Genomic DNA, 17,271 nt, shown 5'->3' on the forward strand with positions numbered 1-17,271 from the left:
CCTACACCAACAACAAGCCAAGGGATTATCTAAATCTATCAACTTAGCTTGTAATTAATCTCGTGAATTAAGACTTAAAAAGCCCCAGTTATTGCTCTAAGCGTCTCAATCTAAGACATTAGACTTGACTCGTTGAGAGCTAGTCAGGAGCAATTTGCTACTCTTGCTTTGTTTCGTCCATCTCTAACCATATAAATTACTCAGGGCTACTGAAGTAGGCTAAGTTCATTTCGATTTGCACTAAATGAATATACAATGAAGATAAACCGACTGGATTATTGCAAAAGATGACTGGCACACCACAAATCACGATCGCCCAAATCACGGACATTCACCTGTTTGATGATTCTGGCCTGACTCTCAAGGGCATTGATACCAATAGCTCATTCCAAGCCGTGTTGGCAGCGATCGCTAACCTGGAACAGCAGCCCGATCTGCTTTTGGTTACTGGCGATCTCACCCAGGATGGGCTTAATCACTCATACCAACGCCTGCACCATGAACTATCGCACTTATCAATTCCTGCCTATTGCATTCCTGGCAACCATGACAGCGCCGAGTTAGTCCAAAACTTCCTGGCGGATATGGCCGCGATCGATCGTCGCCTGGTTCTGGGCAATTGGCAGATTTTATTATTAAATTCCGCCGTGCCAGGACAAGTGCATGGCCATCTAGCTGATGCCACTTTGCAATGGCTGGAATGCCAACTAGAAGCGAATCCCGACCTAAATACCCTGATCGCGCTGCATCATCCGGCTCTGGCGATCGATTCCGAGTGGATGGATATGATCTCGCTCCAGAACCGCGATCAATTCTGGCAGATTTGCGATCGCTACCCGCAGATCAAGGCGGTGATCGCTGGTCATGCCCATCAAGACATTGACGCATTTTGGCAGGGGAAGGGCTCACAACAAATCCGCCATCTGGTTACGCCATCTACCTGTGTGCAGTTTGCGCCCCAGAAAAACTGTTTTGCGCTGGATTATGAGCGATCGCCTGGATTTAGACTGCTATATCTCTACGGCGATGGCAGGGTGGAAACAGAAGTGAAACGCTTACCTCAAGGGAAATTCGTGCCGACTCGATAAGTCTCGATCGATAAAGATGCAAAATCTTCGATCGCTCTATTTAATTAACTACTTGGGCATCGTCAGCCGATACATTTTAAATAATTCACCCTCCCGCTGAGTGGAGATTCTGCCAATATTTGCGGCGATCGCTTCAAATTCCTTGAGTGGTGTTAAAAATACTTCTGCGCCTAAGTAGGTTTCCAGGATCGCCCAATTCTCGGCAATTTCTGAGTTCGGATCGATCGCATCAAACACCAACACCCCGCCCGGTTTCAAAACTCGTTTTGCCTCTTGCAAGACCATTTGCCAATATTCGATCGGGTAATAGCAGCTAAACCCCGTGGCCACGGCGCGATCGAAGCTGTCATTTTCATAGGGCAACTGGTGGGCATTCCCCAACTCTACGCCCTTAAATAGTTTGGAATTGAGTTGCGACCCCCTGGAGTTAAGCGCATCCCTGGCGACGGTGCTGATCTCCAGACCATGAAAATAGACATTCCAGTCATTCCAGGGATAGATCAAAAAGCTTACGCCGCAGCCAATATCCAGGCAATGCAGATTCTTTTTGAACTGGGCGATCTCCCAGAAGGGTGAACTAGTCCGGCTGGAGAGGGTATGGCCGACCCATTCTCGAAACAGGGGCATCGCTTCGATCTCATCGGGCAAATCAAAGGATTCTTGTTTATATTCCTTATCAAACCTTTTCCGCGTCGCGGCAATCAGCTTTTCCCAATCGGGTGAGCTTTGGGGCTTGGGGATTTCGTAGTTGATCGCGGGCATAGGCTATTTTTGGGTTTGATCTATCCTTAATCAACTAACAGCCTATCCCTTAACCTGGTGATAAACGGCGATCGTCATAAAAACTTAATTCACTTATTTTAAATAGGCGTATAGCAATCTAATGCAATTGGCGATCGCGCCGAGGTGGGCAATCTCGTAGCCGTGGGTGTTTTCGGTGGGGAAACCCAGACAGGCGGCGCGGGGCACATGGCCGAATTTCATGGCGATCGAGCCATCGCTGCCAAAACTATTCAACACCGCAAATTGCAAGGCTAATTTATGATCCTGGGCAATCTGGGCAATGCCGCGATTCAGGTTTTCATCATAGACCCCATAGGCATCCTGGGACAGCAACACGGGGGCATCGTTGTCCTCGATCGGATATTCGCATGAGAGCGGGATGATCTCCAGCGCAATCAGGGCATCGAGCGATCGCTGGTTACTAAAATACATCGCGCCGATCGCGCCTACTTCTTCATTGGCGGAGGCCAGCAGATAGACATCGGTTTTGGGTTGCCCATTAGTTTGCCCAATTACTTCGGCCAGGGTGAGCAGGATCGCCAGGGATGCTTTGTTATCGAGGGTGTAGCTGGCAACATAATCCTCACTGAGCCGAAAGGGTTGCTTGCGGTGTTTGCTAATCACCATGCGGGTGCCGGGGCGAATCCCTGCTGCTGCTAGCTTCTGTGGGCTGGCTTTGGTTTCTAACCAGGCATCGTCCCAACTCAGGGCTTTGCTGGTTTGAAGTTCTTTCTGGGGCGATCGATGGGAGATGTGCCGCGAGCCAAAGCTCAACACGGCGGAGATGGTTTCACGATCGCCGAGCAGGTCTACGATCCCTTCGCCATAGACCCAGGGGAAGGAGCCATCGAGTTTACCGATTTCGATCTGGCCGTATTGGTTAATGCTCTTAACGATCGCGCCGATTTCGTCTTTGTGCGCGGTGATGGCGATCGCGCTGTTGGAGGCTGGATTGTTTTTGGGGCCAGGAATTTTAGCAACGATGTTTCCGGCGGCATCTTGCCAATGTTCTAGCTCTAGGTTGGCAAACTGGGCGAGCAGGTATCGATCGATCTCGGCTTCTGCACCGCTGGGGGAGTGGCACATGACTAGTTCGCTGATCAGGTCGTAGAGGCGATCGGGGCGCAATAGCTCTTCCATTGGCGATTGTTGGTATGGGGCTTTTTTGAGTCTAGCTTATTTGTGGTTGTCCCCTTGCGGGGTAATGGGTTTGAAAGCTCGTTTCAGCCCTCGTACATTGCAACAGATGTTCCCCAGTTTCAGTCCCCTTGCGGGGTAATGGGTTTGAAAGACCCGACGAACACCCTATGGCCGTCAAAGCGGTTAACAAGGTTTCAGTCCCCTTGCGGGGTAATGGGTTTGAAAGCTTGCTGAACAGGGCTGGTGTGTTGTTGGTGACCAGAACGACGGTGGTTTCAGTCCCCTTGCGGGGTAATGGGTTTGAAAGTTGAAGCAATATCATCATTAACAGACATTGATGCATATAGTTTCAGTCCCCTTGCGGGGTAATGGGTTTGAAAGCCCCACCCCTCAGGTGGAGTTGGTTAGCTTCAGGCCAGTTTCAGTCCCCTTGCGGGGTAATGGGTTTGAAAGTCCACATGGCAGCTAATTTTGCTATTGAGCTTGCAACTCCAGCAGGCAAGTTTCAGTCCCCTTGCGGGGTAATGGGTTTGAAAGTCTTTTGCTTTAAAATTTTACTCACCGATCTTGTTTTTCGGTTTCAGTCCCCTTGCGGGGTAAAGGGTTTGAAAGTTCAAAGCGAATGGAACAAGCTGCGCAACACGTGGCTCGACCATGTGTTTCAGTCCCCTTGCGGGGTAAAGGGTTTGAAAGAGACCGAATTGGCCCATCTGCTTCTAGCGCAGTTGATCAGACAAGTTTCAGTCCCCTTGCGGGGTAAAGGGTTTGAAAGCCAGTCTTGGTCTGTCCAAATCTGAGATACAGGCCGAAAAGTTTCAGTCCCCTTGCGGGGTAAAGGGTTTGAAAGAGCTATCAAGATGCTTTCTGGATCGAACTGACTGGTCGTGTTTCAGTCCCCTTGCGGGGTAAAGGGTTTGAAAGTCTGACGATGACCAATATCATGTAAAACATTCCAACAGAGACGGTGTTTCAGTCCCCTTGCGGGGTAAAGGGTTTGAAAGAGCCCCAATTTTGAGCCCATACCCAGAGCGGCATCTGGAGGTCAAATCTCCATAGGTCATTTTTATTGCCAAAAACAGCCCATTATTGCCACTAAAAATCAAATTTGGAGAGCTGAAACCCTTGCTAGGCAAGGCATCTCCATAGGTCAACGTAACTATGCGGTTTTCAAGGATCGGGCGACCTGTGGAGATTATGTAAGGTCACAATCAATAATCTACTGAAAACCACCGCAAAAGTCCAGCGATCGCCCCCAGCTTAATTTAAATTTACAACCCACTATGCCATCCCACAAAGCGGCACATAGACCAGCCCAACCAGCAGCGATCGCCCAGTAAGATAGCCCAGTAAGATTAATCAAATTTAATCGCAGCATCGCCCCCAGCGGCTTAAGCTGAAAGCTCACTTGCCATCTCTATAAAATCACCTATGTCCCAGGGAACCACTTCACAATCCACCGCCTCAGAACAACTCGCCAAGCCCCTTAGCTTTTCTACCAAGCTAGCCTATGGTGCAGGCGATCTGGGTACAGCGATCACCGCCAACATTCTGGCCTTTTTCCTGCTGTACTTTTTCACCAACGTAGCTGGCATGAGGCCCGACCTGGCTGGAAGTGTTTTATTAATTGCCAAGGTATCTGACGCGATCAACGACCCAATCGTGGGCGTGCTGAGCGATCGCACCAACTCCCGCTGGGGCAGACGGCATCCCTGGATGGTGGCCGGAGCTTTGCCGTTCGGGGTGTTTTTTGTGATGCAATGGCTCGTCCCCACCAGCAATCAATGGGGCTTGTTTTTCTATTACGTAGCGATCGCGGTGCTGTTTAACCTGTTCTATACGGTGGTCAACCTGCCCTATACCGCCATGACCCCAGAGCTAACCCAGGACTATAACGAGCGCACCAGCTTAAATAGTTTTAGGTTTGCCTTCTCGATTGGTGGCAGCATTGTCTCATTGCTCGTGGCAGGAATGCTCCTTGACCGGAACCGGATCCCAGATCAACGATTGGCCTATATGTTGCTGGGACTATTCTGTGCGGTGGTTTCGGTGATTGCCATACTTTGGTGCGTGATTGGCACCCGTAAGCGGATGGCTCTGGCGGAAGGGGAACGCAGTTCATTCAAAACTGTAACGCCAATCCCAATCCGGCAGCAGCTCAAAATTGTCCTGAGCAATCGACCCTTTTTATATGTGATCGGCATTTACTTTTGTTCCTGGTTGGCACTGCAAATCACCGCCTCGATCATTCCGTTTTTTGTGGTTAACTGGATGAAAATGCCAGAAAAACAAATTTCCTTAGTTTCGATTGGTGTACAGGGAACTGCCTTGCTGATGCTATTTGTATGGAGCTTTGTCAGCAATCGGTATGGCAAAAAGGCAGCTTATTTTATGGGGATGGTCTTGTGGATTATTGCCCAGGCGGGATTGTTTTTACTACAGCCAGGCCAGGTGATCTTACTTTATATCCTGGCGATCGTAGCTGGGATCGGCGTGTCGGTGGCCTATCTAATTCCCTGGTCGATGGTGCCAGATGTGATCGAGTTGGATGAATTAAACACAGGTCAGCGGCGTGAGGGCATTTTCTACGCCTTTATGGTGTTCTTGCAAAAAATGGGCTTAGCAGTAGGTTTGTGGTTCCTGGGGATTGGCTTGCAACTGGCTGGTTTCCAGAAACAGATCCCAGACGAAGCAGTACAACCCGATTCAGCGCTAATGGCGATCCGGATTGCGATCGGCCCCCTGCCTACGATCGCCTTAATTCTCGGTCTGGTGCTGGCTTACTTTTATCCAATTACTAAAGAGTTCCATGCCCAGATTATGTTGCAGTTGCATGAAAAGCGGTTGGCGGAGGCTGGCGAGACGATCGAGGGGTTGGAGCGTGAAGATAGTTAAAGATATTGAGGACAGAACTTAAATATCTTCGATATTATCGATCGCTACTTTCTCGATCCCATAGCTACCAAAAATCTTCAGGGTTTCGCATAGTGATTCTAGCTCGGCGATCGCTTCCTGGACATGCTTTTCAGCGATCGATGCTTCGATATCGGCAAAGAAAATATAATCACCCAGGGATTTTTTAGTGGGGCGCGATTCAATCCGACTCAGGTTAATGTTGCGATTGGCAAACACTGACAAGGGGCGTACTAAAACTCCCGGCATGTTGGCTTTGACACTAAACGCCAGGGAAATATGCTCATTGTTGGCGATTGGATCTTGCTTGCTAAGATCGTTATTAACTTGATCAAGATCGCCTGAATCTCCTGTCAATTCAGATTGCTTAGTCTGATTAGTACCAGTATTAGCAGAGCGATCGAGACTCAGCACCAGAAAGCGGGTGTAGTTGTCGGGATAGTCATTAATCGGACAGGCCATGATCGGCAAATTGTACATGGCGGCTGCCCGTTGCGAGGCGATCGCCGCTGCCGTACCTGTGCCATCTTCTGCCACCAAACGCAAACCGTCGGCAGTCGAGTGGGCAGGGATTTGTTGTACCTGTGGTAAATTTTCGCCAACCCAATTTTGACATTGCGCCAATGCCTGGGGATGGGAGTAAACGGTTTTGATCGCTGCTTTCTCCGGAGCCTGGGTAATCAGCGCATGGCGGATCGGCAATACCAACGCCTGTTGAATTTGCAATTGCTCCCACTGCCACAAACTGTCAAGGGTCATGGTCACGCTACCCTGGATCGAATTCTCGACCGGAACCACCGCCACCAGTGACTCTCCGGTTGCTACCGCTGCCATTGCCTTTGAGATCGTGGCATAGGGCTGTAGGTGTACATAATCTTGAGGCCAACCGCGCAGCTTCAAAAAGCTGATCGCTGCCGCCTCTGTATATGTGCCCGCTGGCCCTAAATAAGCAACCGTGGTCATAGATTCATTTTGTGATTACGGTCATTAGCCTTGCAGCTTTGCGATCGCACTCTATCTCAACTTGATAAAGCAGGCAAGTGCCAAAAAAGTCACATTAGAGCTTAACCGTTTCCACCTGTTTTTCTGGCACTTCGGTATATTGAGAAACGATTTGCCGGAATTCATCCCCTTCGATCGTTTCTAGCTCTATCAGCGTATCGACTAGGTAATCACACAATTGGCGATTTTCGCTGATGATTTTCTTGGCGCGATCGTAGCATTGCTTGACAATATGGCGGATCTCACGATCGATCCGGCTGGCCACCTCTTCGGAGTATTCTGCCTTGGGCATACTATCCCGCCCCAGAAATACCTGGCTGTCTTGACCTTCGAGCGCCACCAGACCCAAATCGGACATGCCAAACCGGGTCACCATCGCCCGTACCCGTTTCGCCACCATTTGAAAATCTGACCTAGCGCCAATACTAACCTGGGCATCACCGAACACCACTTCTTCGATCGCCCGTCCACCCAGGGTCACCGTCACTAGATCCAGCATTTCGGCTCTGGTTTCCAAGCCCAGTTCCTCCGGTGGGATCGGTGCTGCAAATCCGGCTGCGCCAGTGCTACGCGGAATTACCGTCACCTTATCGAGGGGATAGGAATGCTCCAGGAGCGTAAACAAGAGCGCATGGCCAATTTCGTGATAGGCAATTTGAATCTTCTTGGCATTATTTAACAATGGTTTAAGCGTCAAGCCACTACGCACCCGATCGATCGCGTCGAGGATTTCATTCTGGGTGATCGCTTCTTTGCGACGGCGGGCGGTCAAAATTGCCGCTTCATTCAGCAAGTTAGCTAGATCTGCCCCGGCAAAACCAGGCGTACGACGGGCAGTTGCCTCCAGCGAGACCGCCTCATCAATCCGCTTATTACGGGCATGAACCTTAAGAATGTCTAAACGCCCTTGATAGGTCGGATAATCGACAATAATTTGCCGATCGAAGCGGCCAGGACGAAGCAGGGCGCGATCGAGAACATCAGGGCGATTGGTCGCAGCAATAATAATTACCCCCGTATTGCCCTGGAACCCATCCATCTCCGAAAGCAATTGGTTCAGGGTTTGCTCGCGCTCGTCGTTGCCACCACCAATCCCAGTGCCCCGCTGCCGCCCCACGGCATCAATTTCATCAATAAATACAATGCAGGGCGCATTTTCCTTGGCACGGTGGAACAGATCGCGCACCCGTGAAGCACCCACACCCACAAACATTTCTACAAATTCTGACCCAGAAAGAGAGAAAAATGGCACCCCTGCTTCCCCGGCGATCGCTCTGGCCAGGAGGGTTTTACCCGTACCTGGTGGTCCTACTAACAGCACGCCTTTAGGAATCTTGGCTCCCACTGCGGTAAATTTCTCTGGATATTTCAGAAAGGTAACTACTTCTTGCAGTTCTTCCTTAGCGGATTCTACCCCCGCCACATCATCAAAAATTACCCCCGTTTTTGCCTCTGGCGAGAACCGTGCCCGACTTTTACCAAAACTTAGCGCCTGCGATGGGCCACCGGGCGAATTGCTAACCCGACGCATCGCTATAATCAGCAATAAAATTAGCGCCCCAATAAAAATAAAGGAGCCCGCAAATTGCCGAAATGCAGCATCTTGGCTAGGTTCTAGCACATTAATATCAACATCGTTTTCGCGCAGTTGTTGAATTATTTTGGTGTCCTGCGTGGGTAAATCAACAATTACCTGACGATCGCCCTTGAGTTCAGCCTCAATCCTGAGTTGATCGCTATCAATATCAACCGATTCAACTTGATCGTTTTGAACCTGTTGGACAAACTCGCTGTACTCCATTTGCTTGGGCTCACCTTCTTGTGCGGCCAGGGTTGATGGTGCAAGGGCGATCGCTCCCTGGCAGGCCAATACCCCAATTAGCAAAGTTTGCAATCTCCGCCCCAGGGACTTATATCGAGACCCATTCAGGGACTTATTCATAGAAAGCTTCACTGTTGGTAGCTCCTGACAAAAAAATCACAGAAATTTTCACTAAATCCATTAAATAAGATTGTGCTAGGAATAGCTATACGTGGATAATTAAGTTTTGGTTCTACTAGTTTAATCTATTGCACCTAAGAACTGTCGGCAGTGAAATTAGGCAAAAGTTAAACTTAGGGATATTACAATTAATCTATCTATCGATCGTTTGGATGCTCCATGACTGCTAACAATCCTAGCCAATCTTTCTCAGCCAATGAATTTTTGGAAGCCCTCGACCAGCATAACTATGAATTTGGTGTCGGCCAGATCATCAGTGGCAAAATTATTAGCCATGCCCGTGATGGTGTGTATGTAGACGTGGGTGGCAAATCACCGGCATTTTTGCCCGCCGATGAAGCCATGCTTGAAAGCGATACCGATCTAGTGACATCGCTTCCCCTTGATTCTGAGCATGAGTTTTTGATCATTAGTGAACAAAATGCCGAGGGAGAAGTTAAGCTATCGATCCGGCGTATGCTAATCCAGAAAGCTTGGCAACAGATGCAAGCCTACCAGGCTGAAGAGACCATCTTTGATTGTGTGGTGCTTCACACCAATAAAGGTGGTGTGGTAGTAAATGCGGCCGGCTTGCGTGGTTTTATTCCCCGATCGCACCTGACGGTCAAAGACAATTTGGAAAGCTTAATTGGCAAAACTCTGCCCGTTAGTGTGATTGAAATCAATGAACCCACCAATCGCCTGGTGCTTTCTAATACCAACGCGGTGCGTACCTCGGTGATGGGTAATCTAGCCAAGGGGCAACTGGTTGCTGGCACTGTCTCTGGCATCCGACCATTTGGCGTATTTTTGAATTTTGATGGCGTGTCAGGACTCCTGCACATTAAAGAAATTTCCCAGGCCAGGGTCAATGATATCAATGCTGTATTTGCGATCGGCGATCCGGTTCCGGCTGTAATCATTGATATTGATGAATCCCGCAATCGCATTTCGCTGTCTACTAAGTTGCTGGAAAATCACTCTGGCGAACTGCTCGAAAATACCGCCCAAGTATTTGCAGAAGCACCAGAGCGGCTGGAGAAAAACATTCAAAAGCTTTGGAATACTTGAGCCCCATCTAAGCCCAATCTGAGCCCAATCTGAGCCAAATCGATCGTGGAAATTCTTTGTATTAGTAATGGGCACGGCGAGGATATTGTTGCTGCTCGTATTTGTATTGAGTTAGAGAAACTGGGGGTGTCGGCGATGGCGCTGCCCCTGGTTGGTAATGGCCATGCCTATCAGCCACAAATCCCGATTGTCACGGAAGCAATGGGGGGCGCAATCCAGAAGATGCCCTCTGGCGGATTTGTGCGAATGGATAATAAGCAGTTGAGGCGTGACTTACAAAATGGTCTGGCTCAATTAACCTGGAAGCAATTGCAGGTGGTGTGGCAATGGTCGCGGCGGCGCAGCGGCGATCGACGATTGATCCTGGCTGTAGGCGATATTGTGCCATTGTTATTTGCCTGGTTGCCCACCTGGTGGTGGGGCTGTGATTATGTATTTGTGGCCACTGCCAAGTCTGAATACTATTGGCGCGATCGTCAGGGTAAACTACCTGGCCTCAAGCCACCCTTCGGCGGATCATTTTTTTACCCCTGGGAACGCTGGCTGATGGGCAGTCGCCATTGCCGCGCTAATTTTGTGCGGGATACGCTCACCGAAAAATGGCTGAATCAAAAATATCGACTACCTGCTTTGTATCTTGGTAATCCAATGATGGATGGGCTGGAACCCAAGGGGCTAGATTTCGGCCTGAGAGAAGATGATTGGGCGATCGCCATTTTGCCCGGTTCACGCGCCCCCGAAGCCTATGAAAACTGGAGTACCCTGATGGTAGCGGCGGAAATTACGGCTAAAGTCATGCCCCATCGAGCTACTTTTTTGGCGGCGATTACTTCGAGCCTGGAGCTAGATAAATTCATTGAAATTGCGATTCAGCGTGGTTGGCAACGCATTGATGAATTAAACTACCGCTTTAGTCAAGCCCGATTGCGATTGGTACAGGGCGGCTTTGGCGATTGTATACACCGTGCCCATCTGGGGCTGGCGATGGCTGGCACTGCCACCGAGCAAATGGTGGGATTGGGTAAGCCGGTAATTACGTTTGTGGGCAGAGGGCCGCAGTTCACGGCCAAGTTTGCCAGGGAGCAGGTAAGGCTGCTTGGTTCGTCGGTGATTTGCCTTGAGAAACCAAATCAGATTGAAGTGGTATTACAAAAAATTCTCAATGATCCAGATTATTTCCAGGAAGTGCATGATAATGCGATCGAGCGGATGGGCAAGGCAGGGGCATCGGCCAGGATTGCCAAATACTTAGCTGAGCAGGTTCTATCGCAGAGTTAAGTGATCGCCTATAAGCCTATCCTGATGCCGCTATTTTTTAACTTTTGCCCTCAACCCCAGCCAATAAGGTTTGCACTGCCCTGATCCTGGAGTCCATTTGCATACAACTGGTGAGCAAATTGAGATCCAATTCAGGCAACAGCCCACTTCGATCGCTTAGTTCATAACCATCATCGGCATTTTCTCCTTGCCATTGATAAACCATGATTTGGCTATTTTGCCAGAACCAAACCTCTGGAATTGCAAATTTGGCATATTTGTCTAGCTTGGCTGGGCTACCACTGGAGATGATAATTTCGATCGCCAAATCGGGTTGCCCTTTTGCTTCGGTTAAATAGTAAGATTCATCTGGCTCAAAAGAGACACCTAGGGCTTGATCGCGTCGTGTTGCACTTCCGGCTGGCACAAAATCAATGCCGATCGCTACTAAATAGCTTTCCAACAAAAACCCAAGCATTGTTTTTAAATATTCATGCTCCTCACCTACAGTCATAAATTCAATCCAGCCATCTAAATAACTTAGCCGTAAGCCAGTGGCTTTGGTTAGCTGCTCTAGGGTCTCAAACTGTTGCCAACTATAAATTTTCGGCAGGATTAACCGCTGCTCAGCGATCGGATTGAGATGGGATTGGGCTGGGAATATTTCTGCCTTCATGGTGGTAATTGAATAGCAAATCCTAATTACTTCAACTTCTCAGGAGCTTTTTAGGCATCATTGCGATCGGTTTGTACAGTTAACGATTAATACATAACTATGCTATCAAGCTACCACAATGCCTTACTTGAAAGACCATTGACCATTAGTAAGCAGCAAAGCCCGAGCTAAAACCTTCACGCAAGCTTCTTGGCTTCAAGTTTATCGTGAACGCTATAAAACTAATGCTAATTTACTTCTAACCAAAATTATGATTAGCAAAAGAGACATAATAAATACAAACTGATTATTAGGTTGGGACAGATGGTGCAAGCAAAACCTAGATTATCCCTAACTGAATTTCTGGCTCTGCCCCAGACAGATGTTCCTTGTGAGTTGGTTAGTGGCGTAGTAGTGCCGAAAATGTCTCCTAAATATTTCCACTCGGCCTTAACAACGGCACTATGGTCATTAATTAGTCAATCCTGTGCTGACAAAGGCAGAGTTGCGGTTGAATGGGCTGTAGTTCTAACCAGGCAAGGGGAAGATTGGGTGCCGGTGCCAGATTTGCTCTATGTCTCTTACGATCACCTGGCGGCAGATTGGCTACGTGATGAACCCTGCCCGGTTGCGCCAGAACTGGTAATTGAGATTATCTCCCAGGGGCAAGCGTTTAGGCAGTTGCTGGAAAAGGCGGCTGATTATCTCAATGCTGGGGTCGATCGGGTTTGGATTGTTGATCCTGCGTCGCGGAGTATTTCGGTGTTGTTTGGCGATCGCCCACCGCAAACTTATATGGGCGTTGAAATGGTGAGCGATCCACTGTTGGCTGATGTGCAGCTAAGTTGCGATCGATTGTTTCAACTCGCCGGGATCTAAATTGGCTTATTTTATATTTGTTTTGGTGCATTCATTGATTGAGATTAACTCTGGCTGGGCTTTTCCCGTTGCTAGAGCTAGAGCTAGTTCTTCGGAAGCAGGTACAAAGGTTACTATCTCTGGTGCGCACCAAACAACTCCATCTAAGATAGCGCTATCCAAGTTAGCATCTTTGAAGTTTGCATCCACCAGGTTAGCTCCACTCAAGTTGGCATTTTGTAAGTTTGCTCCCCCCAAATCAGAGCTATGCAAAATAGAATTGCTAAGGTTTGAGCCACTTAAATCAGCACCTCTTAAATCGAGCATTCCTAAATAAGAATTACTCAGATCAAGATTGCTTAGATCTTTACCTACGCCGCCTTCCCTAGCTATTTCGTATAGGATACTTAGCTTTGGTGGCAGCAAAGTATTTTCATCGATCGTGAGCATCCCAATGGCTACAAATCCTTTTTCAGGATGGACAAAAGGAATACTAACTTTCATAAAATCAACATTTGCGCCCCTTAGATCAGCTCCGCGCAGATCTGCATGTGAAATACTTACATAACTTAGATCTGCATTGCGCAGGTTGGCTCCCCTCAAATCAATTACTTCTACCAAGCTTCTTAATATAAATTTAGCTCGACTTAAATTAGCGTTGTTGAAGTTTGCCCCTTTCAGATTTCCGCTTAATAGAGCATTTCTCAAATCAGCGCCACTAAAATCTGCTCCCTCAAACCTACCCCTGAGATGTGCGGCTCGTAGATCAGCATTACTTAAATTAGCATTGGTAAAGTTGAATAGTAATGTTGCGCCATATAAATCTGCTTTGCTCAAATTAGCTTGACTAAAGTCAATATCAATATCAGAGGTATCGTCTACTGAGTCTCGGAATTTTACAACATACGATGCGGGCTCTAAGAAATTATAGGCATAGGTTATCAAGCTGGGTTCGTACCAACGATAATTTTGTGTGTGATCGCCATTAGAGAAGAAAAAGCTGAGAGCGCACCCTGGACATTTCTTAGTCTGTATAAACTGCCTTACATCCTCAATATTCTCTGCCCCAGCGGTTAAACCAAACCCCACAAAGCCAAAAAACATCGATAAGATAGAAACTGCCAGAGTCGTTGTTTTCATTTGCTTAGCCAGCTCAACAAAGCAAGCTCTTGATTGAAAAAACTAATCCTAGCAGAAAAAGTAAATTATGGTGTGGGGAAAATGCAATCGCAACAACTAGTGATCGCCAGTGGCGATCGATTGTTTCAAATTGCCAGGATCTAAACGTTACTTGTCACAAAACAAGTTTGCTCATTTTGAATCAATCAAGCTAATTACTTACTTTCCCAATCATCAGGCATTGTCCATACAGTTGACTCTCCGCTGGTTGGTGGGCATGGGAACTCGATCGCTTCATATGGCATTAGCATGACATTACAACCATCAAACCAAATACTTCGGGTCATGCTGTGATCGCTCCAGAAATAGCTATTTATTTTTGCTGAATAGTCAACCTGAGAATTTTTGATATTAGCATCGTAAGTGATTGCTCCATTGAAATTAGCTCCGACCATGTTTGCATATTGCAGGTTCGTCTTTGTCAAAATCGCTCTTGTGAAATCAGCATTTTGCAAGTCTGCCCCTTCAAAATTTGCACCAAATAAATTTGCATTTCTAAGATTAGTACCGCTCAGATTTGCGCCGCTAAAGTCTACTCCAGCCAGGTATGCCCCACTAAGGTCAAGATTACTCAGATCTCTACCAACTGCACCATCTTTGACGATTGTATAGATTTGACGCAATTTTGGGGGCATTTGAGTAGCTTCATCGATTTTTGCCATATAAGAAGCCCCAATTTCATCTCTTTTGGGGCTATGCAGTATGACACCATCAATTTCTGCATCGCGCAAATCCGCTCCACTTAGATCCGTGGAAGAAAGATTGGCAAAACTCAAATTGGCACCTCGTAAATTCGCTTTGCTAAAGTCAGTCCATACATACACAAGAACACCATTTAGGTTGGCATGACTGAAATTGGCTTCCCTAAACATCCCATGTATAACAGCTACGCTTAAATCTGCATTCCTAAAATCTGCCTGATTAAAATTTCCCTTTAGATGGGCAGCTCGCAAAAATGCGCTAGTAAATTTAGCGCTTTCAAAATTGAGTCTTAAAATTGCTCCATTCAAGTTTGCATCGCGTAGATCAGCTCCGCCGAAATCAATAGCATGGCTTACGGAAATTTGCGCCATTTCCATGAATTCCTTGGCGTAAGGCTTATCCCCGCCCATTGTGTAATAAAACGGTTGGTTAGACATCCATGAAAACATTAGATCCTCTGGAGGAGAGAAACCACTTAGATCGCAACCTGGGCATTTTTTAGTCTGTATAAATTGCCTTACATCCTCAATATTCTCAGCCCCAGCGGTACCAAACCCCACAAAGCCAAAAAACATCGATAAGATAGAAACTGCCAGAGTCGTTGTTTTCATTTGCTTAGCCAGCTCAACAAAGCAAGCTCTTGATTGAAAAACTAATCCTAGCAGAAAAAGTAAATTATGGTGTGGGGAAGATGCAATCGCAACAATTAGTGATCGCCAGTGGCAATCGCGGCAAGGTGGCTGAGTTTCGGGCATATTTAGCACCATTGGGCTGGGAGATCCTGCCCAAGCCGGAGGCGATCGACGTGGCAGAAACCGGCGAGACATTTATTGCCAATGCATATCTAAAAGCTAAGCAGATTGCTAAGGCCACAGGCACATGGGCACTGGCCGATGATTCGGGCTTAGAGGTAAATGCTCTGGGCGGCGCACCGGGGATTTATTCCGCCAGGTATGGCAATAGCGATCAGGCCAGAATCGATCGCCTATTGCAAGAATTAGAGGGCAAAGCAGATCGATCGGCGCAATTTGTCTGTGCGATCGCGGTGGCCGATCCCAGTGGCAAAGTCGTCAGCGAAGCGATCGGCATTTGCAAAGGCGAAATTATTACCGAGCAGCGGGGCGATCATGGCTTTGGCTATGATCCGGTTTTTTATGTCCCAGAGCAACAGCGCACCTTCGCGGAAATGACCAAACCAGAAAAAGGCAAAATTAGCCATAGGGCGATCGCCCTGGAAATCTTAATCCCCCAACTGAAGCAAATCTGGCAACAGGATCATTGAGGTCAACGCATAAATCAATGGACTTGCCGATCGTATATCACCCCAACTATGTTGCGCCCCTGCCCGCTGGTCATCGCTTCCCCATGCCCAAGTTTGGCCTGCTCCGCGATCAATTAATTGCCGATCGGGTGGCCACAATCGACCAATTTCATGCCCCAGAACCACCGCCCCAGGATTGGTTTGAATTGGTGCATGATCCCGATTATGTGGATGCCTATTGCAATGGTACGCTCGATACCAAGGCACAACGCCGGATTGGTTTGCCCTGGAGTGCCGGATTAGCGCTACGCACCCAAACCGCGATCGCGGGATCGATCCTGACCACCAAGTTAGCGATCGAACATGGCTTAGCTTGTAATACCGCTGGCGGCACCCACCATGCTTTTCCTAGCTTTGGATCGGGGTTTTGTATTTTTAATGATTTGGCGATCGCCACCAAGCTTGTCCAGCAGCAGAATTTGGCGCAACGAGTGCTGATCGTGGATCTGGATGTGCATCAGGGCGATGGCACTGCGTTTATTTTTAATGCCATTAACCAAGCGCAGGCGAGCTTAACCAATGAGACCAATAACTGGGTTAAGGATGCTCGCAAAACAGAGGTATTTACCTTTTCGATGCATTGCCAGGATAATTTCCCCCATCGTAAGCAGACCAGCCACCTGGATGTACCGCTACCGGTGGGGATGGAAGACGAGGACTATTTACGCACCCTGGCCAGTTATTTACCGGATCTGCTCGATCAATTCAAGCCAGATTTAGTCCTCTATGATGCGGGGGTGGATACCCACATTGGCGATCGCCTCGGCAAACTTGCGCTTACTAACACGGGACTGTTTCGGCGCGAGATGCAAGTGCTGAGTACCTGTGTGGGACAGGGCTACCCGGTGGCCTGTGTAATTGGTGGTGGCTATGCCGAAGATATGCGGGCGCTGGTCTATCGCCATACCTTGCTGCATCGTGCCGCCAGTGAGGTTTATCATCAATATCGGCTCTAGCAAGTAGAAGCAGTTAGAGCAAACGGCGATCGCCCCTCACCTGACAAGGTTCGACTAATTTCCCTACCAGCGGGTAAAAGGATTACGAACTGTCCTTCCGTTTGGTTGTGGCCACAAATGCCGATGGGGATCTTGCCACCAAGGCCCATAGGGACGAGGATCATGCCGATCGGGGATGCCATCTTTATCTGTATCCTGATGCCCTCTAGGCGTTGGCAACTGTGGTTTTACCGGCTTTGTTAGCACTATCCCACCTGGATAACCTGCCCTGGTTACTTTAATACCAGTATTCTTAGTTCCTGGCAGATACTGTTTTTTTATACCTTTTAAATTCATTAACCGAGGCGTTTGGTACTTATGGCTAACAT

At 48.1% G+C, this 17,271-nt stretch carries 16 protein-coding genes and 1 CRISPR repeat array; of the genes, 7 read left to right on the forward strand and 9 right to left on the reverse strand.

Features of this window, described 5'->3' with window-relative positions:
* Positions 1–287: 287 nt before the first annotated feature.
* Positions 288–1,088 carry a 3',5'-cyclic-AMP phosphodiesterase gene (gene cpdA / locus PSE7367_RS12255; protein ID WP_015165667.1) on the forward strand — a complete coding sequence of 267 codons (801 nt, stop codon included), beginning with the start codon at positions 288–290 and terminating at the stop codon, positions 1,086–1,088.
* Positions 1,089–1,136: 48 nt separating this feature from the next.
* Here cpdA and PSE7367_RS12260 read toward each other — a convergent pair whose 3' ends face one another.
* The 3 genes from PSE7367_RS12260 to PSE7367_RS12270 form a co-directional block, all read right to left on the reverse strand.
* Complete coding sequence (locus PSE7367_RS12260) at positions 1,137–1,850, reverse strand: class I SAM-dependent methyltransferase (RefSeq protein WP_015165668.1); 714 nt, start codon at positions 1,848–1,850, stop codon at positions 1,137–1,139.
* A 93-nt stretch (positions 1,851–1,943) separates the two neighbouring features.
* On the reverse strand, positions 1,944–3,011 hold the full coding sequence (locus PSE7367_RS12265; protein WP_015165669.1) for a M42 family metallopeptidase: 1,068 nt from the start codon (positions 3,009–3,011) through the stop codon (positions 1,944–1,946).
* A 42-nt stretch (positions 3,012–3,053) separates the two neighbouring features.
* Positions 3,054–4,012: direct repeats of the CRISPR family, unit length 35 nt; unit sequence GTTTCAGTCCCCTTGCGGGGTAATGGGTTTGAAAG.
* Between the two features lie 215 nt (positions 4,013–4,227).
* Positions 4,228–4,386 carry a hypothetical protein gene (locus tag PSE7367_RS12270; RefSeq protein ID WP_198013413.1) on the reverse strand — a complete coding sequence of 53 codons (159 nt, stop codon included), beginning with the start codon at positions 4,384–4,386 and terminating at the stop codon, positions 4,228–4,230.
* 53 nt (positions 4,387–4,439) lie between these two features.
* Between PSE7367_RS12270 and PSE7367_RS12275 the strand changes: the two genes are divergently transcribed.
* Positions 4,440–5,903 (forward strand): MFS transporter, encoded by a 1,464-nt coding sequence (locus PSE7367_RS12275; protein WP_015165670.1) that lies wholly within the window; start codon positions 4,440–4,442, stop codon positions 5,901–5,903.
* 18 nt (positions 5,904–5,921) lie between these two features.
* On the opposite strand, the gene pheA is transcribed toward PSE7367_RS12275, so the two are convergent.
* Positions 5,922–6,884 carry a prephenate dehydratase gene (pheA, locus tag PSE7367_RS12280; RefSeq protein WP_015165671.1) on the reverse strand — a complete coding sequence of 321 codons (963 nt, stop codon included), beginning with the start codon at positions 6,882–6,884 and terminating at the stop codon, positions 5,922–5,924.
* A 94-nt stretch (positions 6,885–6,978) separates the two neighbouring features.
* On the reverse strand, positions 6,979–8,865 hold the full coding sequence (gene ftsH / locus PSE7367_RS12285; protein ID WP_041698453.1) for an ATP-dependent zinc metalloprotease FtsH: 1,887 nt from the start codon (positions 8,863–8,865) through the stop codon (positions 6,979–6,981).
* Positions 8,866–9,084: 219 nt separating this feature from the next.
* On the opposite strand from ftsH, the gene PSE7367_RS12290 reads away from it, so the two are divergent.
* On the forward strand, positions 9,085–9,975 hold the full coding sequence (locus PSE7367_RS12290; protein WP_015165673.1) for a S1 RNA-binding domain-containing protein: 891 nt from the start codon (positions 9,085–9,087) through the stop codon (positions 9,973–9,975).
* Positions 9,976–10,020: 45 nt separating this feature from the next.
* Positions 10,021–11,253 carry a lipid-A-disaccharide synthase-related protein gene (locus PSE7367_RS12295; protein WP_015165674.1) on the forward strand — a complete coding sequence of 411 codons (1,233 nt, stop codon included), beginning with the start codon at positions 10,021–10,023 and terminating at the stop codon, positions 11,251–11,253.
* Positions 11,254–11,290: 37 nt separating this feature from the next.
* On the opposite strand, the gene PSE7367_RS12300 is transcribed toward PSE7367_RS12295, so the two are convergent.
* Positions 11,291–11,908 (reverse strand): Uma2 family endonuclease, encoded by a 618-nt coding sequence (locus PSE7367_RS12300; protein ID WP_015165675.1) that lies wholly within the window; start codon positions 11,906–11,908, stop codon positions 11,291–11,293.
* A 303-nt stretch (positions 11,909–12,211) separates the two neighbouring features.
* Between PSE7367_RS12300 and PSE7367_RS12305 the strand changes: the two genes are divergently transcribed.
* Positions 12,212–12,766: a Uma2 family endonuclease gene (locus PSE7367_RS12305; RefSeq protein ID WP_015165676.1), complete on the forward strand. Its 555-nt coding sequence runs from the start codon at positions 12,212–12,214 to the stop codon at positions 12,764–12,766.
* Between the two features lie 6 nt (positions 12,767–12,772).
* Here the strand turns inward: PSE7367_RS12305 and PSE7367_RS23155 are convergent, their stop codons facing one another.
* Complete coding sequence (locus PSE7367_RS23155) at positions 12,773–13,885, reverse strand: pentapeptide repeat-containing protein (RefSeq protein ID WP_015165677.1); 1,113 nt, start codon at positions 13,883–13,885, stop codon at positions 12,773–12,775.
* A gap of 194 nt (positions 13,886–14,079) precedes the next feature.
* Positions 14,080–15,237, reverse strand: a complete 1,158-nt coding sequence (locus tag PSE7367_RS12315; RefSeq protein WP_015165678.1) for a pentapeptide repeat-containing protein — start codon at positions 15,235–15,237, stop codon at positions 14,080–14,082.
* A gap of 80 nt (positions 15,238–15,317) precedes the next feature.
* Here PSE7367_RS12315 and rdgB point away from each other — a divergent pair, with 80 nt between their 5' ends.
* Both rdgB and PSE7367_RS12325 read left to right on the forward strand, forming a co-directional pair.
* Complete coding sequence (rdgB, locus tag PSE7367_RS12320) at positions 15,318–15,908, forward strand: RdgB/HAM1 family non-canonical purine NTP pyrophosphatase (RefSeq protein ID WP_015165679.1); 591 nt, start codon at positions 15,318–15,320, stop codon at positions 15,906–15,908.
* A 17-nt stretch (positions 15,909–15,925) separates the two neighbouring features.
* Positions 15,926–16,903 (forward strand): histone deacetylase family protein, encoded by a 978-nt coding sequence (locus PSE7367_RS12325; protein WP_015165680.1) that lies wholly within the window; start codon positions 15,926–15,928, stop codon positions 16,901–16,903.
* On the opposite strand, the gene PSE7367_RS22495 is transcribed toward PSE7367_RS12325, so the two are convergent.
* Complete coding sequence (locus PSE7367_RS22495) at positions 16,900–17,085, reverse strand: hypothetical protein (protein ID WP_198013414.1); 186 nt, start codon at positions 17,083–17,085, stop codon at positions 16,900–16,902. The two genes, PSE7367_RS12325 and PSE7367_RS22495, sit on opposite strands and share 4 nt — an antisense overlap.
* Positions 17,086–17,271: the final 186 nt, after the last annotated feature.

This window comes from Pseudanabaena sp. PCC 7367, from assembly GCF_000317065.1.
In the GTDB taxonomy this organism is placed as follows: domain Bacteria; phylum Cyanobacteriota; class Cyanobacteriia; order Pseudanabaenales; family Pseudanabaenaceae; genus Thalassoporum; species Thalassoporum mexicanum.